Source organism: Ruegeria sp. N7, assembly GCF_056531345.1.
The window spans coordinates 40727-61323 of sequence record NZ_JBQFLR010000018.1 but is presented as its reverse complement, the minus strand read 5'-3'; the positions used below and the strand labels follow the sequence as shown (position 1 = coordinate 61323).

Genomic DNA, 20597 nt, shown 5'->3' with positions numbered 1-20597 from the left:
AAGCTGCTGTTCACTGCATCGCTAAATCATTTAGTTTAGGGCTCGTTTGGAACCTTCACCGCACGCTGTGCTAGGGTCCGGTTTTGATTTCTTGGAAAAAAGACAATAGCAGAAAGCCCCTGCACATCGCAGTTCGGGTGTTATAGCACTGGTCTCTCGTCATGACTGCGATTTCATAGATCTTGGACAATGGCATCCTAAGGCTTGGCAAATTCCTTAACGATGAACCGCAGCAAGTTATTACCCTCGGCCATAAGGTCGTGGCGATCTTCGTTCTTTTTCACATCGGATGCCCACGCCATTTGATCTTGGATGAAATCGTCAATGATCGCTATGCGTTGTCCACGGCCCATTTCCTTGGTTTTGCTTTTTGACACCAAAAGCCTGTCAATATGCCCGAGTAGGTTGGGAGACATGTCCTGATCTTTAATGAGATCATGCAGGTTCATTGGCGGTGGCGTGTCGGGTATCTGCCTGATCCAGGAGATCGCCAAGGCAGGTCTCAGTATGTAGAAATACGCCTTGAAACTCACCTCCTGGCTCTCACCAACATGCTTGTCCCACTGTTTCTGTGCCAGGTTGCGATAGTGGTGCAGGCAGGATTCTCCGAACGTCGTCTTGGCTGCGAAGGCAATCAGCCTTTCACATGCCGCATCATTCCATCTGTACCTGATAGGGCTAGACAACCATTCCAACATCACGGGGTTAGGTTTGATCAACAAACCAAGCGCTTTGCGAATATCCCACCCGTTTATGTCCCAATGGCCCTCAAGAGGCAGTTCGATGACATCGCGACCGGGTTCAATACTCAGATACCAGTCTGGCCGATGTACATAGATGAAGCGTACATCGTAGTCACTGTCGGGAGACGGGAAACCCCATGCACGGCTGCCGCTTTCAATGGCGAACAGCACTCGGACATCATGATCCGCTTCCAAAGCGGTGAGCTTAGATTGGATGACCTGGTCGATCTCAGGCGAAACGCTGGACGCGAAAGTTAGACGGTTCATTGGGTTTCTCGCAGTATCAAGACGGCCATCTGGAACGGTACATCATTGTTTTATCAACAAGACCTGGGGGAGCAACCGCGGAACTATGGCCATCGGAGGCGGCATTATCATGTCCCAAACCTTGCTATTATTGGTGAGCATGCGCGGTAGAGTATCTGGCCAACTCCGCCGCGCACTGGTTCAAATATCCGTCGAGACCATCAAGTCAGATTAACTCGTTACTCTGGTCGCCAGTTCCCGAACCACGTCTCGTGTCTCGTTCGGGTAGGCACGAATAAACCCTGCCTCGCAGGGGATTGTCTCAACTTCTCTGCGATCAAGTGCCGGAGCCAAATGGATCGCGGCGATCTCAAACTGCTCTGCCATTTGGCCCAGCGTTACATATTGTTTTTCAAAAGCCTGAATACTCTCTTCAGTGATGTAGCAACGATAATGCTGCGTGTCCGGGTTTCGCAGCTTTACCTGCTTAAGGTATCCACAATCCCGCAAGAGCCGGATCGACCCGACACTAATTCTCAAGCGCGCCGCTGCATCCAGAAGCGACAGATCACCAGAAAACACGCGCTCCGATTTTTCCAAGATCTCAGCGCAGTCTATAAGAATTCCAGCCAACCCCTCTACGTCCGGATCTCTCCAAACGCCGGTCAGTCGGCCTGCTGCCCAATCGGCGACAACGCGAGCCAGGGCCACCCTGCTCTGTCGGCTGTACTCCGAGAGGGGCAACCTATGACGTGCCCGAGAGGCAATGCGCAGGCCTTCAAGCCTAGTCAGCAAGGTCTGTACCGAGGACGATGGAACATAGCGCAGAGACGTTCCAAAACGATAGGCTTCCAGAACATTATGCCGGATCAGTGCCTTAACATGGACCGGATGGATATTCAGCTGGACCGCGGTGGATTTGGTATTCTGCAACCCAGACCAGAAGTCGAGCACGGCAGCCAGATCCTCATGGCTGACATCTTTCATGTATGACAGGTCGCTCGCATTTATACCGCGAAGATGGGCGAGAATACCTCGCACCCGAACCTCGCCGACCCCATGTAGCTCCCTCGCGCGTTCAAGCGTGATGAGTTTGGGCGCTGAGATTTCCGTACCCAGAACTTTTGCGCCGGTCTGCAGCGGATAGTTTTCACGCACAAAATCCTGCACACAAGCCCTGAGGACTGCTGTCGCCGGGTCCTCTTCAGTTTCCTTAAGCCAGGTGTAGAATTCGCCCATATCTGTCGTGAAATAGGACCGCTTGGCGGAAGACCGGCGCCTGGCACGCTCCAACTCAGATTTCAGGGCTTCCGGCCCACTCTTCAGAACCTCGAAACCAGCTGACAAGGAAGTACGCTCTTGTTCGAAGTCCAAATCCGAGCGGCCAACGCCGCGATCCATGGCAATCGCCATACCTAATGTCAGAGCAGCCTGATGAAGATGCGTTAGCTCCAGCGAGTCCAACCAGTCACCGGCGACCCCAAACTCAATACGACGGCTCAGGTAAGTTTCAAACGAGGATCGCCCAAGCGATGTCGCGTCTTGAGCGGCTTCAAAGATCAAATCTTGGTGACGCGTCACTTGTTCAACCACATCATAGGTGCGATGTACGTATGACGCGTTGGGAAGCTGGAGCAGCGGAACGCCGTGTTTTGCGCAAGTCCCAATCGGAAGCACCAACCACTCAACAAGTTGAAACGCGTTCTCAGGGCCCGACCTATCAATGACATCCAAAATACACCTCGGACAGATTCGGGTGGTAGCCCTGCGGAACGAACCTGTGGTGGCAAAGGAATGCCCGACGCGGTACCGACAGGGGCCAACCAACCTGGCCGCCGCAAATTCCAACGCTTCAAGTGGCACCCCAGCCAGTTGTGACAGCCGCTCCAGCTGATCCGGATGGGCCGAGCAGATATGGGGCCATCTCAGACCCAGATCTGAACAGAACTCCCTCGGAATACTGCGATTGCGACGTGACAGGCGGGCGACATAGGAAGCAGGCGTCTCCATGTGATGATGAGACAAGGTCAGAGCAAGTAGTGCTGTCATGACAATCCTCCATCCGGCGAAGGGTCATCGAGATCCAACCAGCCCATGATGGTTCTGACATCAATGCTCAGGTAGTCTTGGGCAAGGAACGGGTTGAATGCAGGGATACACCCCGACTTGCGCCGGAATGCCTCTGCAAAATGTGCAAGACGGAGTTGGGTATCACCGTCATAAAGTGCCTCTTCTATCCCGCTCAGACACATTTCGATGAGCAATCCAAACTCATTGCCACCTGCATGGACCAGCCGCTTGAGAAACTCTCTCTGTTGAAGTTCGATGGAAGGTATCAGACCAGATTTCACAACGAACTCGCCAAATATCTCTGTGATTTCGGGTTCATGGGATATCCAGCTCACTGCACCCAGGTGCACAACATCTATGCGCCTTTTAAGCTGAACATCCGAATTGATCATCTCGATCAGATCAGGCGTGCCAGACAGAACGAGACCAACCGGCCAATCCTTATCGTTCATCAGAGACTTCAGGGTGTTCACCACGTCATTGCGGGTTTTGACGCCTTTGCTGGTATAGAGGTCCTGAGCCTCGTCCAGATGCACAAACAGGGTCCTTCGCATTCGGAGGAACTGACGAACCTGCGTCCAGATGATGCCTACCGACTTGTCCCGAGCGAGCGGATATCCCAGACCGGACAGGATCGTCGTACCAACATTCTTTAGCGTCGCTGGCGACGGCACCAGTAGCCGGATCACCTCCGCCACATCCTGACCCGCCATTGGCAGGATCAGGTCAGTGTGATTGTCAAACAAGCGGTCTGCGGCGGTGGATTTACCACTGCCAGACGCCCCGATCAGAGCAATACCGCGCGCCTCGCTGCGACTACCCAATCGGATAGCCGCTCGTCTTTGGCGCAGATGACGGTCAAAAACCAGTTTGAGATCGTGGAACACCTGATGTGAAACGAACATGTCTCGAAGACGCGCTATCTGGACGTCGATCTCATCAGATGGATTGTCAGGGAGATCAGTCATTTTCAATCCTCCATTTCGAAGGTCTGGGACGATCCCCTGTGGGGCTTTGCCCCTGATCAACTGTAACCTCGGTGGTATCTTCTCCTTCGTCCAATGACGGGATGACGTGGCCGAATAGATCTGGCTCCGGCGGAAGGTCAAAGCCTTCAGGATCATCCGTTTCGATGCTCAAACCAAGGAACAGATCTTCCCTGGCTCGTCTAAGCCCAGCCGGTGTCTGACGCTTCAGGACAGCCCCGAACCGGCGCTCTTCTTCTGAGTTCTTTTGGATGATGGCGTGCAATGCGTCAGAGACAGTCTTCTCCTGAAGCACGGCCTCGGCCTTGTATTTCAGCCGCAACTGACGCGCGGTCGCTTCCCACTGTTCATAAGACACGGCGTCAAAACACTTCTGCAGAGCGCGCGCCGCATACCACTTTTTCCCGATTTGAATCATGATCCATCCGAGATCGTTCAGGTCAACTTTGATATGAACGTGACGGCGGCGGTCGTGCACATAAAACTCACGCAATGCCTGGCAGGTGTAGTCGATGCCAAACAGCCTCACTCCTTTGCCAAAAACACGCCTGCGATACCCCACACCAAAGGCTTTGCGTCGGGTGGTTTCCGCGAGCTGAGGGACAATACCCATTTTCTCGGCGAGGCGTTTCCAGCAATTATTGGGGGTTTCGCCATTCAGCCCGCGGTGCGGCATGTTGTGATACACGTCCACAACGAACCTGATGAGGATTTCCATCAACACATCATCTGAAAGAGAGGCCATCTCTTCCGAAGGATAGTCTCCTCGCTCTTTAGGATCAGAAAATGTGCGACCGGCGAGAAGCGGCATCAAGGCCGTCCCAAAGGTTCGAAAGATGCGCTCCACTCGCCCTCGCAAACGCGGTAGCCCGCCACGAGGCGTCTCAACAACCCCATGCGCATCAAAGACCGCACTTCGAAACGCATCGTCCACAAAAGCAACGCCAAGATCGGTCACCAGGGAACTCACCCCGCCGTAGTGATGCCAGGTCGATTTGCAGCCAGCCGCTATCGCAAGGTCCGTTTTATCGCGTGTGATGTCAGACAAAAGAGCCATGGCGTCTTGGCAATTCGGCTTTTCCGCCAGTCTCATACCCACCACACATCGCGTGGCACAGTCGATCGCGAGGTAAAGCCAACGACGCCCACGATCTAGCTTGGCGAGCTCTTCGGGACTCAAGTGATCCAGCGCACCCCTTTCAGCAAGTATCGTGATTAGATCAACGCACCATTCATCTATCTCAACACGCTCCATTGGGTAGCTGGCTGTGACACCTTCCTCATAGAGCGCGAACTTGCGATTGGCGTAGTCCACGCCGTGCCTTTGGACGCATGTGAAATACGGATCAAGCTCAGAAAGTGCGCGCTCAACTTTGCGCCGCGACGGAATTGTGAGTTCCGGTTTGCCCTCCACCATTCGTTGCTCGTTTACGGCCTTAAACCGGTCTCGGCACACATCAGCGACGTTCTTCTTGGTCAGCCTTTTCCGGGTCAAATAGGCTTCGAGGCATTCGCCCAGCAATCTCGAAGCCTCGAGGCAGAACCGCGCAGTCCGGTTGCCAGACCTATGTGTACCCGGGATCAACCCGAGCGGAGAGCCGCCTGCTTTCTCGTATCGTTTCACCCATTCTCTCAAGGTTCTTGGACTGGGTGGGTCCCGATAAACGTTTTTCTTTCCAGCCCTCGGGTTCTGCCAATTGCTTTGGGCAGCCCGCGCCTGTTTGTTCACATGGGCCTCGATGGAAGGAATGACGCTCTGAAGTGAGATATCTGTCCGCTTTGCCTCATCAACACGCTCGAACTGATAAAACCCGTCGACCCAGCAGAAGCGCCATACCACTTCGGATCTCACGTCATCCGGCAGGCTTGCAATTGCTTCAACACCCGCACTCATACGCACATCTTGGCGTTCAGGCAGAAAATATCCGGGATCAAAGGTCACATCGGGCCTTTGAAGAATGTCGGCAAATTCGTCGAATGTGAGAGATAGGTTTCGGCCAGTCTCATCAAAATCTTCGAAGTGGTAACCAAAGTCGGTTTTCCGGTCCAATTTGTACTTCCGGCCATCGACAGTCAGACGGCCAAAAACACTCACTCTGAAAGGCAGGTTCATTCGGCACCTCCCTTCGAAAGCAAAGTGTCGAGATCAATCAGGTGCTTTCTGTCGGCAGTGAGAACGTCTTCGAAGACCGCGATCACAATGCTCCTGAACCCTGCGCCACCGAGCACCAATAGCTGGCAAAGCTCGTCGACCGTTACTGGAAAACAAACGTCACAGATGATGGATAAGAGATGAGCCTGATGCTCCGAATTTCTCGTCTTTGAGAACTCAACGAAACGTTGTGCGTTGAGGGCCTCTGCGCGGGTGAAATCGCGCTCCGTCACTAACACAATGTCATCGGCAAAATCCTTGCGCATCGCCGCGCGAATCTGCTGAAGCTCGCGTAAGAAATTCTTCTTTAACACCACCTTCCACGGCTTCACCGCTATAGCCAATCGGCGACCGTTTTTAAGCTCCGCCAAGAAGTCTATGAAGTGGGTCTTCCGAGTGCCTGATTGATCGCGGTAGCTGATGAATTGCGGCTGCTCCCAAACGTTGGCGACTTCAGGGTTAGCCAGCAGCAAAAACAGTACCTGCTGTTCCAGCTTACTTTCAAATTGAACGACCCTCGGGCGGTTTTGCCCAGGCAATTGCATAACAACACCGCCTCTGGAGCTATGCGTCGATCTCCGGGGGATACCCCGTGTCGCACGGCTGGGCTCAGGCGACATCTCGCCCGTCAGTGTGAACTCTTCATCTTTCATGTCTGTGATTTGGAGCGCCGGCCAGCTTGGGCCGATCGTGCCTCTCCACCTTCTTTTGGTGTTCCTAGGGCAAAGCCAAGCCATCCCATCGCCAATAGCGACGACGAAACAGTTGACTTTGAGATCATGGCGGGGGAAGAAGGTGTATCGGTTACGTATCGATACAGAATAGAAGGTTTCGTTGGGTTGGCGCTCACGAAACCTTTTCTTCTTTTTCTTCCTGGGTTTTTTTGCTTTTAGTTCATCTGCAGGCACCTCCGTTATTCATAACGTTCTGGCCAAAGAGCCTCGGGTGTTGTCCCAAGCTTCTCTGCTATGGCCTTCTGGATGTAATCGGAGCGTCTGTATCCTTGAGACACAGTAGACACAGAGCTGATGGAACGGCCGATGTCCCGACTCAGCTTTGCAAGTGAACTGCCTTTTAGCCGAAGGTCACACTTGATCTGCTCATGTTTCGCGAGATCGACAATCAAATTCCCTGTCATGTCAAATGTTCCGACTGATTCCAGTTAACGAAACTTAACAAATGACTTTGCAGGTGTCATTTTTATTGTTTAATTTCTGATGTTTACGTATTTGTGCCTCAAAAACTCAATGCAATGTCCAGCGTGGATCGGCTAAGCTGCTGTAACGTCGACGGCTTTGCGCCAACGGATGCAAACAAAGATCTCTGACCTTGAAGAAACTGGATAAGGCTTGAACACAGTAGTCGAAATAAAGTGCGGCAGAGTTCCGACTATTTTCTTGAGAGAGACGCCCTATGCATGGCAGCCGTACCTGCGCCGCAAAATCCTCGCTTTGCTTAAACAAAGTAAAACCCATAAGGAATTTGCTGAGCGACTCGGAATTAGCCCGTTGGTTGTGCGACGGCTCTTGGATTTGCTTGGCGTCGACTATGTTCGGCGCCTCTATAGGCAGTATGAAAGGGGAAAGACCTGTTCAGATATCGCCAACGCAAACGGGATGAAGCCTGCAACGCTGTCCAAACTCTTTAGGGAACGCGGCTTTGAGGTGCAGCGCGGTGTTCGCAGGCCCAAAGTGCCAAAACAAAAGCTGCGCCGCATCTGGACAGAGACCCAAGTAATCAACAGGGTGGCGCGAGCGTTCGATATTCGGTGGGAAACGGCGTTATATCTACTTAAGGACGAAAACCTGATCGTGGTTTATAAAGGTCGACCGAGAAAACTCTCAAAATCGTCACAGCCACCGTAGGTTTTTCGTATGCGTCTCAGGGGCGTTCTAGAAAATCCAATTTAGTTACGGCCGACCCTTTGCCGTCACTCGACATGGGTGGCAAGTGCTGCGATCGCAGCTCACATTGCAGACATTCACAGAGCGCACAAATTCGGCAGCACATCAGCTCCCTGAGTTGAAAAATGAACGTTGTTCACACGAAACTCCAGTGTAAATCGGAACGTTCGCGGTCAGTTACAGTTACTGCGAAATCTGGCGCTCCACTTTTCCACTCCGAACATAGTTCATGGTAAGGTGTATTGTAGAATGCCCTAAGAACAAAATTGAGGAACCTGTGTGGGGTCAACGCCCCAATCACTGGTATCCGACAGTTCCGATACTGACCAACCGTGAAATGTGACGCCGGATGAACATAGTCTTCAAATGCAGCGAGATCGAAATCGAACCTTACCGGAGTTGTCACAATATCCTTCATTACAACCTCGGCGAAAAGTATATCGGTTTCATAGACTTCGGGATCATTTTGATATTCGAGCAGGTCGGGCGACGGGTAAAAAGAGAGTACGTGTTTGACTAGTTCATCCTTCCGAAAACGGTACCGAAATTGGATCAATGCGCCATCAATGAGTCGCATATTGAACGCACGTTTTTCCCGAAGTACTTCATATGTCTCAGAGTATGGCCTGTTTCTAAGCGCGACAGACGCTTCTTCCAGCCCAGATATCGAAACCTCGTCGATAGCACCATCGTCTGAGGCGTAGGTTGCCTGCTTGGGGAAATTTGACTCCACGCACAATCCAACCTCAATCATCTTTGAGGTCAAATCACGGATTTCCGACGCTACAGATTTTATGTCTGCCATCACTGCTTGCCTAGCAGGTCACGAAGAGCCTGGAGGTCCCCTTCCGGTAAGTCGTCCAGTTGAACATCTCCCGCCGCAAGTTGCTGAACCAGGGAGGACATGGTTTGCTTGGCCGATTTCACCTTTTGCTTTTCTTCTGCGGACATATCCCGATTGACGACACGAAGTCGCGCCCTGAGTTCCTCATTCGGATAGACAAAGTCTAGGCAATAGTTGCTCTTTGCAATTGCTTGATATTCTCTTGTGAGTGCTTCCATATTTCCGCCGTGCCCAACGACCCGCACCCAAGCCTTACTTCGGGTCATCGCAGTAAATAGCCGATTCCTGACCTTTCCGATTTCGCCAAACGAACTGTAGCAATCCTGAGCATTGATGACGTAGACCATCCCGGCTTCGTTACCCTTTGCTCGGAAGATTCCAGTGAATGCGACGGAACCTTCATCGGGCTTGAAAAAGACATCTCCTGATGTGTCCACGCCCGCGAGGTGCGAAGGGATTCCTTTGTCGAATAGGATCTTTCTGATCGGTCCAACCTGTTTAGCGGTGCTTACAGGATCTGGGTTGATAACGATAATATCCTCTGGGCGAAGCTCGTCCTTTGTCAGGTTTTTGATAATTTGATCTGCTATCCATTGAGCCTGCTCATTCGCGTTGTTGAAGTGACCAAAGACAATCAAGTCATCGACCACACCAGGGTTCTCTAGGAAGTCTGGGCTTGCCAGCTTCGTTCGACCCAACCTCACCCTATGGTCGTCTTCAAGTTGACCATCAAGGACCTCATAGCCCACATCTGTCCAAAGCTCTGCTCGATCAAACATTTGGGTTAGACCAGTACCCAGCTTCTTGTCTGGTTCACGAAATATGCCAAACCCTAATGCATGTGCCGATGCCAATACTGGACGTGAATTGCGATAGCACTTGTCCAAGATGATATCTTGGCTGGCTACTGAACCATCAAACGTCACAAGGGGCTTTCCTTGGGCATCGACGCCAAAAATCTCTTCAGGTGCGGGGAGACTTGCGTCGGTCAATGACTGCAGCTCGTCATATGCGTATACCAATCGTTTCTCAGCGGTCAGCGAATGGTAACACAACTGCAAGAATGACGGATCAAAGTCCTGTGCCTCATCGATTAGGATGGCGTCGTACATTGGCGTAATTGTCTTCACCTCAGACATTGCTGACGACGTTGCACCAGAGAACGCATTCCCGTAGCCATATTTGTTCTTGGCCTGCTGGAAGTCGTAGTAGGTGGCTCCGTTTTCAACACAGAACTGGTAGTATACTCCTGTGCGACTTGCTCCCCCGGGGGCACCCCATGCATTGATGACCTTGATGTTATCGTTGGGTTGCTCACCCGTTTGCTCGACGACAAAAGTCTCAATCAACCGTAGGAACTGTTCTTTTAGCGACCTAGTATTGAAGGTGACCGCGATCTTCCAATCCGGGTTTTGCGAATGAAGGTAGGCAGCCTTTAGCGCCAGAACGATAGTCTTACCCGATCCCGCAAGGCCCCGTATACGTTGGACACCCTCGACAGTCTCAATAACTGCCTTGCTCTGTCGTGCATCAAGATTTGCTATCGAGTCTTCCAGAGCTTGAAGAGCCGCGCCATGCGAGTCCGGTCGTACATTGGTTCGACGACGCCGGTTCCTGCGAATTGTAGAGATTGACTGAATGACGGACAGAACTGACTCGTACAACTGTGGATCAGCCCATTCAAAGGATTTGATCGCATCGACAATATTTGAGTCATTTACCAGCCTGTGAAGGTCATCATCCTCGTCCGGATCAAGCAGAGGTGCATAAGTGAGCGTCTCAGGTATGGCCAAAAGTTTCCGACCTTTGCGCAACGCTTTGTGCTGCATGAATTTTGCATCCAGCAGGCTTGCAATATCGTCCTGCAATTCGCCGTAGCCCTCGGCATCCTTGCCTTCAACAAGATTGATCGCAATCACGCCATGATCCCTAGAGATCAACAGTGCATCAATGGATACAGATTCATCAGAAGACGACAGCACTGGATATCCAACGTATAGGACACCTTCTAGATCGGAGAAGCTGTCTTCAAAAATCTCCACAAGCCTGTCGGTCGAAACAGGTTTTCTCGCTGACCCCCTGATGATTTCCATACGATCTTCTTTCGATTTCTTACGTTTTCAGCACCTCAGTAACAACAATCCTCCGTTCCTTAAACCGCGAACAAGACTTTGATCATCGAAGTCAACTTTCTTTGTAGCTTCGTCTTCTCCACTCTTTCCGAAATGGCAACTGGGAAGAGGCCTAATACGCTTCCCAAAGGGGAAGAACCATGCGAGAACATTGTCATTTGATGGAGAGTTTCCATGGGTGCAAATTCCAAGATCGAGTGGACTACCCACACCTTTAACCCGTGGTGGGGTTGCACAAAAGTCTCTGAGGCCTGCAAACATTGCTACGCAGAGACTTGGGCAAAGCGCGTCGGACAGGACGTCTGGGGGCCGAAGCCTCAGCGACGCGTCATGAGTGAAAACCACTGGAAACAGCCATTCAAATGGAACCGCGAGTCAGAGGGATTAGACGAGCGACCACGCGTGTTCTGCGCTTCGATGGCCGATGTCTTTGAAGACCGTGATGAACTGATTCCACATCGCTTACGCCTCTTTGAGATGATTGAGCAGACCCCACACCTTGATTGGTTACTTCTTACAAAGCGCCCTCAGAACGTCGTCAGGATGACGAGTTGGACAGGCGAATGGCCCAGTAACGTTTGGCTTGGCACTACCATCGAGATGCAGCACCGTGCCGAAGAGTTACTACCGTTTCTTGAGGCAATTCCAGCTAAGGTGCGTTTTATCTCGGCCGAGCCTTTACTTGGCCCGCTCTCGATCGAGCCTTGGCTCGGCACAACGATCGATTGGGTGATCACTGGCGGTGAGAGCGGCCCGAAAGCGCGACCGGCTTCACCCGAGTGGTTCCGTTCTCTTCATGCACAGTGCATGGAAAATGAAGTTGCCTTCCACTTTAAGCAATGGGGCGATTGGGCTCCAGGACAGGGAGAGAACCTTCCAGCGCGTCGAATGAAGCGCGCGCAAGATGGTACCGAGATGTTCCGCGTAGGAAAAAAGGCCGCTGGCCGAACATTGGATGGCCATCAATATGATGGCTTGCCGAGAGTGCGGCGGTCTGTCTAACTACTTTTGGTAGAGTCAAAAGGATTCAGTTTGCCTAATTTGTATGACGGGCGCGAACAAAGCCGCGCGAAGCATGATATCCTACAGAGATATTTGGAGCCATTTTCCAATAAGATACTATCGAAATGGAAAAGCATCGATTTCATAGATGGTTTTTCTGGCCCATGGAAAAACTCCGACACAGAGAACTTGTCGGACACTTCAATTGGGATATCCCTTCGCACCCTCTCGAATGTCGCCGAGGCGCGTGGACATTCGCCGCATTCTCCTCAAATCAGATGCATCTTTAATGAGAAAGACTCCAAGACCTACGCTCGTCTTGAGAATTACATCAAACGGTCTCGCGGCGCGTTCCCTTTAATCGAAGTTAAGACGTTTCAGGGAGAGTTCTCCGAGAATGCGGCTGCGATCCGAAAAGCCGCCAACAATACATTTCAACTGCTATTTGTTGATCCTACAGGCTACACAGGTTTCCCTCCAGCCGCTCTAAAGTTGTTTGGCAATAGATCCAGCGAAATCATTGTAAACTTCATGCGCTCGTTTATGGAGCGGTTTGTTTCAGGCGATCATGCGGACAAAGAAGCGGCTCTTGTAGGGCTCGTAGGAGCAAAACGTGCTCAGTATCTTCTAGATATGGGCGCTGACATCGAAGACGTAGAAGCAGAATACCTGAAGATGTTGCGCGGCGATTTGGGCTATCGTTTTGCTGGCTTCTCACCGATTCACAACCCAGACAAGGAGCAAATCCACTTTAACTTAGCATTTGCGACAAACCATCCAATGGGCATGGAGACTATGCGGACAGCCGAGTTCAAATCCCTTTCAGACTATGATCGCGCACGGTTTAACAAGAAACAACCGCCTGAAGATGACCTATTTGGATGCATGGGTGAGCAACTCTTTGTCAGGGGACCTTACCTAAGAACACGTGAAAGTCACTTGCAGCGCGCAGCAGACGAGGTGCTCACGCTGCTAGAAGAGAATCCAGGTGGACTGAAATTTGATCTACTATCTGCTCTCGCACAACAGGGCCTCTACTTGCGGCGAACCGAACTCAAGGACATACTGGTCGAGTTGACATCTCAAGGTAGAGTCTCCGCCGATTGGAAGATTGGCCAAAAGCGCAAGCCAAGTGACAAGGATCTAATCAAAATTAATCAATAAGTTATTGAATGGTGGCGTTCGATTTAACCTGTTTTTACTTTGTAAACGCAGCTAAACCTCGCGTTCCTCGAGATTTGACCGGTAGCAGGACCGATCACGATACCCGGTGTTGAAGGCCGCTTCGGCTGGTTCTGAAGATTCTCGCTGCAGAGCGGCGAATTCACACTTTCCGCCGTTCATTAGAATAACAACGCGTTCTGGCGCAAATAGTAAAGGCGCAGCCTGCTCCGCCGCACCTGTTTTGGGGCCAGTTAGATTTGGACAAGCCAAACGCCTCTGGCCATCAGGGGTAAGGCGCTGCCTTCCCCCTCGGGCAACCCTATTAGACAACACCGTGTCCTCGGCTACGCCTGCGGGCCGCACCACTATTGTCGAATAGCATTGCCTCGCCCCCATCCGCGTTCGCCACGAGGCAGATCAGCAGGAACAGGCGCCTTCGGCGTCTGATCTGCAAATCAGCCCTGATTTTCCCAATGGAGAAGTCAGGATCATTGAAACCGGTCTAGGTGCTGGATGAAGGATGTGAGGCGAAAATGGAAAGGTTCTGTCGCTGGTGGCAGAACTATGTGTCGCCTGACAACAGGAAACCAGTGGCGGACCGAGGAGGATTCGAACCCCCGACCCCTTGATTCGTAGTCAAGTACTCTATCCAGCTGAGCTATCGGTCCGCGTTGGTGAGGCGCTGTTTAGACCTGTGGTCAAAGACGTGCAAGCCGATTCTTCAAAAAAAAATCAAAAAGTCATGTCTCCACGCGGAAGCCTGATTTCAAAGATCGTTCCATCGGGTCCGGTCTCCTTCAGTGTCAGGTTACCGCCATGCCCGCGCACCAGTTCCTGTGAGATTGCAAGGCCCAGGCCAGAGCCTCCTTTGCGGACCCCACCCTGAAACGGTGTGAACAGGTTTTCACGTGCTTTTGGCGGAAGACCCGGCCCGGTGTCGCGAATTTCAAGACACCAGGCATCCTGATATTCACACCCGACGATGGTGATGTGACCCGGCTTACCCGAGGCTTCCAACGCCTGTCTTGCGTTACGCACGAGGTTCATGATGACACGAAACAACTGCTCGGGGTCGGCGCGGGCGATCAGATCTTCCGGCACTTCGTTCACGATCTCGACGCAGCCCCCTGCGACCGCCAGCTGTTCGCTGGTGGCGACATCAGCCGCAATTGTCCGCAGGGGCACCATCGTCAAGGTGGGCGCAGGTTCTTCTGCACGGCCGAATGCCAATGTGCTTTCACACAGCGATACAGCACGGGTGATCGAATTCACCAACTTCGGAGCCATTCGCCGGACCAGCGGGTCATCACTGGATTCGATCCTGTCCGTGAACAGCTGCGCCGATGTCAGAATGTTGCGCAGGTCATGGCTGACCTTTGCAACCGCCCCACCCAGTTGCGCCAACCGCTCGCGCTGTTTGAGCGCCTGCGTCAGTTCCGTTTGCAGCATCTTCAGCGCTTCTTCAGCCTCGCGCAATTCCGTCACTCTGGAATTCGGAGAGATGATGCCGCGCGCGTCCTCGGGTGCGCTGGCATAGCGCTGCATATATCCAACCACGCTTTTGATGGGCCGGACAAGAACCACGCGCACCGCAAGGAACAGTAAGGACGCCGTGATGATCGAGATGACAAAGGACAGCCCCAGAATGCGCAGGCCGTAATCAACCATCGCCATACGCAGGGGGGCGCTGTCGATGGTGACCTCGATCAGCAGCCCCGCGCCCTTGACCGGCTCGCCAATGATACGGATGACTTCATTTTCAGGTATAAATATCCGGCTCACCGCATCCCGGATCAAAATCCATGGACCGGCATCCCGTAGATCAAATGTTTTGGTGATTGCCTCTGGAATCGGAGACGACAGCATGAGTTGGCGGACTTCATCCCGACGCAACACAACGTTGTAGACACCGGCATTCGCCAGCAATTCCGCCTCAAGATCTTCGGCCAGCATATCATCTGCCAACAAAGCCAGCGATGCGATCTGAGCGCGTTCCAGACGGTTCAGCAGGAAATCCTCGCGGAACCGGGCAATCGACGGGACAAAGATCAGGATTTCGGCCAACATAACGAAGACCGTCGTCAGGATCAGAAATCGGCCCGACAGCGAGTTCAATTTACGCTCCTTTACAGGTCAGGGAATCCAACGCTGAACAAACCTGACCACACGTTTAACTGTCTGATTCTCAAACAGCCTTGGAGAGAAATAAGCGCCAGCAACGCGTTTGTTAAGCTCTCCGATTGTCGGATAGGGTGAAACCATAGCAGCTATCTGCCCCATCTTCAGATTATTGGCCAAAGCCAGCGACCACATGTTTATCAACTCGCCCGCCTGATGGCCCACAATCGTGGCGCCGACGGGCCTGCCCTTCACCACCATGACCTTGATGAACCCTTTGGTTTTGCGCTCGGCCAAAGCGCGGTCATTGTGGTGAAAATCAAAGCGCGCAACCTCCAGCCTGTCGCCATGCCGGTCGCGGGCCTGAGCTTCGGTCAGACCTACCTGTGCCAGTTCAGGATCGGTGAACGTTGCCCACGGGATATGCGCCGTTTTCGCCCTGGAGGGCAGGCCGAACAAGGCGGATCGAATGATGATACCCGCATGATACCCGGCAACATGGGTGAATTGCAGCCCCCCCACGACATCGCCAATCGCATAGACCCGGCGGTTTGACGTCCGCAAGCTGTCATCCGTCTTGATTCCGGTTCTGGTGCGGTCAATTCCCGCCGCAGTCAGGTTCAGACGCTCGATATTGGCCTTGCGCCCTACGGCGATCAAAAGGTGAGAGCCCCGGTGAATATCGCCGTTCTCGGTCACGACCTCCACAACGCCATCCTTTCCGTGAATCTGGGCCACCACGGCGTTTTCGTGGATCACGACACCTTCACTGCGCAAAGCCTCCAGCACAATGGACGCGGCCTCGGGGTCGTCTTTGCCCAACGCCCTCTGCCCTTCAACGACTGTTACCTTGCTGCCCAACCGGACATGAGCCTGCGCCATTTCCATACCCACAGGACCACCGCCAATGATCAGCAGGTGTTCCGGACGCTCGCGCAGGTCGAAGATTGTTTCGTTTGTTTGATAAGATACAGTGTCCAGACCAGGGATTGGCGGAACCATTGGCGACGACCCGGTCGCAATCACGATCCGGCGCGCGGTGATGACATGATCTCCGGCCTGCACTTTGGTCGGGGAGATAAAGCTGCCATATTCGCGGATCACCTGGACACCCAAACCTTCAAAGCGTTCCTGGCTGTCCATCGGTTCGATCTGGGCAATCACATCCCGCACATGATCCTTCGCCGCCGCATAGTCGATCTGAGGGTTTACATCGGCCACGCCAAACGCGGCGGAATGCGCCTGACCAAAGGCCGCTTTGCCGCTTGCGATCAGCGCTTTCGACGGGACGCAGCCGAAGTTCAGGCAGTCGCCGCCCATCTTGTGCCCTTCCAGAAGGATCACCTTCGCACCCATCTGGCTGGCACCGGCCGCAACCGATAACCCACCGGACCCGGCCCCAATGACCAGGATATCTGTCTTGAGGTGTTGCATGGGTCAGGCGTCCTTTCCGCCACGCAGGGACTTGATGACAATCGGCAAAGCAGCCAGCACACACAAGCCGACAATGGGGCCAATGACGAAGGGTTCCCACAACAAAGATACGTCCGGTGTTTCGCCACGGTCGAACACACCGCCCAGCCCAACGCCGATCCAGGTGTAAACGATACCACCCGGAATAATGCCCAGCGCCGTCGTGATCAGAAAATTGCGAAATTTGACGCCCACCAGCGCAGGCACCAGATTGGCCACAAAGAACGGCACAACCGGGACAAGCCGCAGCAGGAACAGCACCGAGATTTCGTTCTCGCGCAACCTGTCTTTCAGCTTCCCAATCGTCCCCTTTGAAGCATCCAGCCGGGCCGTCAAAGCATTGCCCAACCCCCAGCGGGCAGCCAAAAAGATGGCCGATGCGCCAATAGTGGCCGAAAATACATTGAACACCGTTCCGGCAAACAGTCCAAACAGGAACCCACCTGTCATCGAGGCGACAGCAGCCCCGGGCAGCGAAAACGCGACGATTACGATATAGACGGCAACGAACCCGGCCACCATGGCCCAATAGTTTGCGTCCCGCCACGCCAGCAACGCTTCGCGGTTGTCGCGCAGGGTTTCGAATGTCAGGTAATCACCCAGCGTGAAAAACCCCACCGCGGCGACACCGAGAATCACCAGCAAGGGGATATGACGCGCCAACCCGTTTCGTGGAGCGTGGCTTGTTTCGGACATCTGGCCTTCCGGTTCTTCTTGCTTCATCTTACGCCCAACATGCGCTGCTTGCGCTTTTGGCAACAGGGGGTTCACGGGGCCTTGATCTATGTGGCCGCGAACGTGACAGTTTCAGACGATAATCGACCGATTTGAAATCTTTTCTGCATCCGGTTTACAGAATTGTTGCAAAAGCCGCGAAAACCGGACCGTTGGGGTTTGACTTACACTTCGCTTGGCAGTAGAGGACGGGCTTCGAACACTAGGGCCAGGCGAATCCGCGCCGCACCCGACCGCTATAGATTGGAGACGGAGCGATGAAACGCACCTATCAGCCTTCGAACCTGGTTCGCAAACGCCGCCATGGTTTCCGCGCGCGCATGGCCACCAAAGCCGGCCGCAAGATCCTGAACGCACGCCGCGCCCGCGGCCGCAAATCGCTGAGCGCGTAAAACCGCCCACCGATCAGGGTATGAACATGACGCCGCCGGAGGCCCCTGAGGATGGTAAGAACCACCCCGGGAATACGCCCCCGGCGGCTTCTGTTTGTCTACCCACATCCCTGACGATCCTGAAAAAAAGAGCCGATTTCCTGAAAGCCGCCCGCGCGCGCAGGCAGGGAACGTCTTCGATGATGGTGCAGGCCCGCAGACGCGCTCCGGATGAAGCGGTGGGGCTGCGCGTTGGCTTTACCTGCTCAAAGAAAGTCGGCAATGCCGTGGCCCGCAATCGTGCCAAGCGCCGCCTGAGAGAAGTCGCACGGGCCGTCTTGCCTGTGTCTGGTCTTGAAGGTTGGGACTATGTGCTGATCGGGCGGGCTGATGTAACCGCCGATCTTCCTTATAACGTCCTGCTGAGCGACTTGCGGTATGCGCTTCGCAAAGTGCATGCGGATCGCAAATGACCTTCCTGTCCCATATCGTCGCCCTGCCCGTTCGCGCGTACCGGCTGATTTTCAGCCCCTGGGTTGGTTTCAACTGCCGCTATCAGCCCACATGCTCGGCCTATGCACTGGAAGCATTGGAAAAACATGGCGCGATCCGGGGATCGTGGCTGGCTGCGCACCGGATTTGCCGGTGCCACCCCTGGGGCGGTGACGGTTACGATCCGGTGCCCGACAATGCCGACCCTTAAGTCAACGCCAGGTTGCCGCGGTCGGTGAAGCTGCGGGTCGGAATGACCTCTCGGTCCAGTTTCCCCATCAACGTATGGTGCAGGTCTTCGAAAAACCGGGGCGAATCAAAATACCAATTGTGTGTCGCCGAAGGCCCATCCCCGTATTCATCGCGGGTGTTTTTGAAATAGGACCCGCAATACAGATTAACCGCTTTCTCAGGCCGGTCGTTTGGCATTCCGACACGGCCCAGTCGGCGCGATACTCCGACACGCTTGACCTCTGAAATCGACAAAACCTCGTCAAAGGGGCTGTAATAGCATGTCAGCCTGGTACAACGTCGCATCAGAGAGGAGGTCTTGGAACTGCCGTCGCGGAACGATTTCGCGGATACATCCGCCGCGACAAACGCGATCTGGCTGGTCATCCAGCTGTGTTGCGCGGTTTCATGGTCGTCATCGGCATAATCCATGGCTTCGCGCACCAAGAACGTGCCCATGGAATGCGCCAGAACATGGACGTTATACCGGCAATCCGCGGTCTGCATCCGGGACAGCCGCGTGATCCCGTGACTGAACAATTTTTCTGCCGCACGCCGCGCGTCAGCCCGGTCAGCGTTATAGCCCAGAACCGATCCATCGCTTGGCCAATCATAGCTGATGACCACACCGTTAAAGCCATGCGCCTCAAGACCGGTGCGAATTTTGCGGTGACGTTCCAGCATCTGATATTGCTCGGTATTGAACCCGTGCACGAAGACGACAATATGCCCATTCTCGTTAGCCGTCGCCCCGGCTTCGGCCTGAATCCGGCTTATCCATTGAGACTGCGGTATTTCATGCTGCCGTGCCGGTTGCCCGACATTTCCCGGAATAGCCAGATATCGCGCGGCACCCATCTTGTTTGAATAGTGATCGCCGCTGCGGGCGCGGACCGAAAAGAAGTAGTCCATAATATACCTCCTGAAAAATACGCGCAGGGTAACACGGGTGCAACTACGCTCCAAACGCGGTTGATCCTGCTTCTACGCCTTGCCCGGGCCTTCGGTCCGCTGTAACCACGGCGCATGTTTGATGATGCAGACGATATCCACCCGCTGTTTGCCGGCGCGCCCTCGACAACCGAGTTCAAGAAGCTGCGTAAACGTATTGTGCGCCAGACCCGCGAAGCGATCGAGCAATACGGGATGGTGGATCCGTCCGCCCACGACAAGGATGGCAAGCCACCCCGCTGGCTGGTCTGTCTTTCGGGTGGCAAGGACAGCTATACATTGCTGGCCGTTCTCTACGAGCTCAAATGGCGGGGCCTGTTGCCTGTCGATCTGCTGGCCTGCAATCTGGATCAGGGCCAGCCGGGCTTTCCGGCCACGGTCCTGCCCGAGTTTCTGGGTCGAATGGACGTACCGCATCGGGTCGAATATCAGGACACATATTCCGTTGTGATGGACAAGGTTCCGCAGGGCCGGACCTATTGCGCCCTGTGTTCCCGTTTGCGCCGTGGCAACCTCTATCGCATCGCGCGCGAGGAGGGATGCTCGGCGGTCGTCCTGGGGCATCACCGCGACGATATCCTTGAGACATTTTTCATGAACCTGTTCCACGGCGGCCGCCTGGCCACGATGCCGCCAAAACTGGTGAATGAAGAAGGCGATCTTTTTGTATTCCGCCCGCTCGCCCATGTCGCCGAAGCCGATTGCGAGAAATTTGCAAAGGCGATGCAATACCCGATCATTCCCTGTGACCTGTGCGGCAGTCAGGATGGGTTGCAGCGCCAGCAGGTCAAACAGATTCTGGATCAATGGGAAAAGAACAGCCCGGGTCGGCGACAGGTTATGTTCCGAGCGTTAACAAATGCGCGGCCATCGCACCTTCTGGATGGAAAGCTATTTGATTTCATTAACCTTTCGCTAAATTCCAACGAAAATTCCGGGAATTTGGAAGAGATTCCGCTTCTGCGTTAACGACTGACTCAGAC

Annotated in this window: 19 protein-coding genes and 1 tRNA gene; 7 read left to right on the top strand and 13 right to left on the bottom strand. The window is 53.7% G+C overall.

Going from position 1 to position 20597, the window contains the following annotated elements; genetic code table 11:
• Nucleotides 1–197: 197 nt before the first annotated feature.
• The 6 genes from ACR0ES_RS17000 to ACR0ES_RS16975 form a co-directional block, all read right to left on the bottom strand.
• Nucleotides 198–1010: a nucleotidyltransferase domain-containing protein gene (locus ACR0ES_RS17000; protein WP_480871379.1), complete on the bottom strand. Its 813-nt coding sequence runs from the start codon at nt 1008–1010 to the stop codon at nt 198–200.
• A 210-nt stretch (nt 1011–1220) separates the two neighbouring features.
• Nucleotides 1221–3038, bottom strand: a complete 1818-nt coding sequence (locus tag ACR0ES_RS16995) for a TniQ family protein (RefSeq protein WP_480871378.1) — start codon at nt 3036–3038, stop codon at nt 1221–1223.
• Nucleotides 3035–4027 (bottom strand): ATP-binding protein, encoded by a 993-nt coding sequence (locus tag ACR0ES_RS16990; RefSeq protein ID WP_480871377.1) that lies wholly within the window; start codon nt 4025–4027, stop codon nt 3035–3037. The genes ACR0ES_RS16995 and ACR0ES_RS16990 overlap by 4 nt, the downstream gene beginning before the upstream one ends.
• Nucleotides 4020–6158, bottom strand: coding sequence for a transposase (locus ACR0ES_RS16985; protein ID WP_480871376.1), 2139 nt, complete (start codon nt 6156–6158; stop codon nt 4020–4022). Before ACR0ES_RS16985 ends, ACR0ES_RS16990 begins: the two co-directional genes overlap by 8 nt.
• Nucleotides 6155–7105 carry a Tn7 transposase TnsA N-terminal domain-containing protein gene (locus ACR0ES_RS16980; protein ID WP_480871375.1) on the bottom strand — a complete coding sequence of 317 codons (951 nt, stop codon included), beginning with the start codon at nt 7103–7105 and terminating at the stop codon, nt 6155–6157. Before ACR0ES_RS16980 ends, ACR0ES_RS16985 begins: the two co-directional genes overlap by 4 nt.
• 5 nt (nt 7106–7110) lie before the next feature.
• The gene (locus tag ACR0ES_RS16975) at nt 7111–7335 is read right to left on the bottom strand and encodes a helix-turn-helix domain-containing protein (RefSeq protein ID WP_480871374.1); all 225 of its coding nucleotides are present in this window, start codon (nt 7333–7335) and stop codon (nt 7111–7113) included.
• A gap of 211 nt (nt 7336–7546) precedes the next feature.
• Here ACR0ES_RS16975 and ACR0ES_RS16970 point away from each other — a divergent pair, with 211 nt between their 5' ends.
• A complete protein-coding gene (locus tag ACR0ES_RS16970; protein WP_480871373.1) occupies nt 7547–8062 on the top strand; it encodes a hypothetical protein in 516 nt (171 codons plus the stop codon).
• A 175-nt stretch (nt 8063–8237) separates the two neighbouring features.
• Here the strand turns inward: ACR0ES_RS16970 and ACR0ES_RS16965 are convergent, their stop codons facing one another.
• Nucleotides 8238–8906: a DUF2290 domain-containing protein gene (locus tag ACR0ES_RS16965; protein WP_480871372.1), complete on the bottom strand. Its 669-nt coding sequence runs from the start codon at nt 8904–8906 to the stop codon at nt 8238–8240.
• Entirely contained in the window at nt 8906–11038 is a 2133-nt protein-coding gene (locus ACR0ES_RS16960) for a DEAD/DEAH box helicase (protein WP_480871371.1), read from the bottom strand. The genes ACR0ES_RS16965 and ACR0ES_RS16960 overlap by 1 nt, the downstream gene beginning before the upstream one ends.
• A gap of 213 nt (nt 11039–11251) precedes the next feature.
• Between ACR0ES_RS16960 and ACR0ES_RS16955 the strand changes: the two genes are divergently transcribed.
• Both ACR0ES_RS16955 and tcmP read left to right on the top strand, forming a co-directional pair.
• Nucleotides 11252–12079, top strand: coding sequence for a DUF5131 family protein (locus tag ACR0ES_RS16955; RefSeq protein ID WP_480871370.1), 828 nt, complete (start codon nt 11252–11254; stop codon nt 12077–12079).
• Between the two features lie 30 nt (nt 12080–12109).
• Nucleotides 12110–13243, top strand: a complete 1134-nt coding sequence (gene tcmP, locus ACR0ES_RS16950; RefSeq protein WP_480871369.1) for a three-Cys-motif partner protein TcmP — start codon at nt 12110–12112, stop codon at nt 13241–13243.
• A gap of 591 nt (nt 13244–13834) precedes the next feature.
• Here tcmP and ACR0ES_RS16945 read toward each other — a convergent pair.
• The 4 genes from ACR0ES_RS16945 to ACR0ES_RS16930 form a co-directional block, all read right to left on the bottom strand.
• A tRNA-Arg gene (locus ACR0ES_RS16945) sits at nt 13835–13911 on the bottom strand.
• 64 nt (nt 13912–13975) lie between these two features.
• Nucleotides 13976–15358: an ATP-binding protein gene (locus ACR0ES_RS16940; RefSeq protein ID WP_480484751.1), complete on the bottom strand. Its 1383-nt coding sequence runs from the start codon at nt 15356–15358 to the stop codon at nt 13976–13978.
• A gap of 18 nt (nt 15359–15376) precedes the next feature.
• Nucleotides 15377–16795 (bottom strand): dihydrolipoyl dehydrogenase family protein, encoded by a 1419-nt coding sequence (locus ACR0ES_RS16935; RefSeq protein ID WP_480871368.1) that lies wholly within the window; start codon nt 16793–16795, stop codon nt 15377–15379.
• Between the two features lie 3 nt (nt 16796–16798).
• The gene (locus ACR0ES_RS16930; protein WP_480487299.1) at nt 16799–17530 is read right to left on the bottom strand and encodes a TVP38/TMEM64 family protein; all 732 of its coding nucleotides are present in this window, start codon (nt 17528–17530) and stop codon (nt 16799–16801) included.
• 296 nt (nt 17531–17826) lie between these two features.
• Here ACR0ES_RS16930 and rpmH point away from each other — a divergent pair, with 296 nt between their 5' ends.
• From rpmH to yidD, 3 genes are read left to right on the top strand one after another with little or no spacing between them, the layout of a single operon-like run.
• Complete coding sequence (gene rpmH / locus ACR0ES_RS16925; RefSeq protein ID WP_005980833.1) at nt 17827–17961, top strand: 50S ribosomal protein L34; 135 nt, start codon at nt 17827–17829, stop codon at nt 17959–17961.
• A gap of 26 nt (nt 17962–17987) precedes the next feature.
• Nucleotides 17988–18413, top strand: coding sequence for a ribonuclease P protein component (gene rnpA / locus ACR0ES_RS16920; RefSeq protein WP_480833386.1), 426 nt, complete (start codon nt 17988–17990; stop codon nt 18411–18413).
• Entirely contained in the window at nt 18410–18643 is a 234-nt protein-coding gene (yidD, locus tag ACR0ES_RS16915) for a membrane protein insertion efficiency factor YidD (protein WP_209598859.1), read from the top strand. Before rnpA ends, yidD begins: the two co-directional genes overlap by 4 nt.
• On the opposite strand, the gene ACR0ES_RS16910 is transcribed toward yidD, so the two are convergent.
• Nucleotides 18640–19575, bottom strand: coding sequence for an alpha/beta fold hydrolase (locus ACR0ES_RS16910; protein WP_480871367.1), 936 nt, complete (start codon nt 19573–19575; stop codon nt 18640–18642). The two genes, yidD and ACR0ES_RS16910, sit on opposite strands and share 4 nt — an antisense overlap.
• A gap of 114 nt (nt 19576–19689) precedes the next feature.
• Between ACR0ES_RS16910 and ttcA the strand changes: the two genes are divergently transcribed.
• Nucleotides 19690–20583: a tRNA 2-thiocytidine(32) synthetase TtcA gene (gene ttcA / locus ACR0ES_RS16905; protein ID WP_480774293.1), complete on the top strand. Its 894-nt coding sequence runs from the start codon at nt 19690–19692 to the stop codon at nt 20581–20583.
• Nucleotides 20584–20597 lie beyond the last annotated feature (14 nt).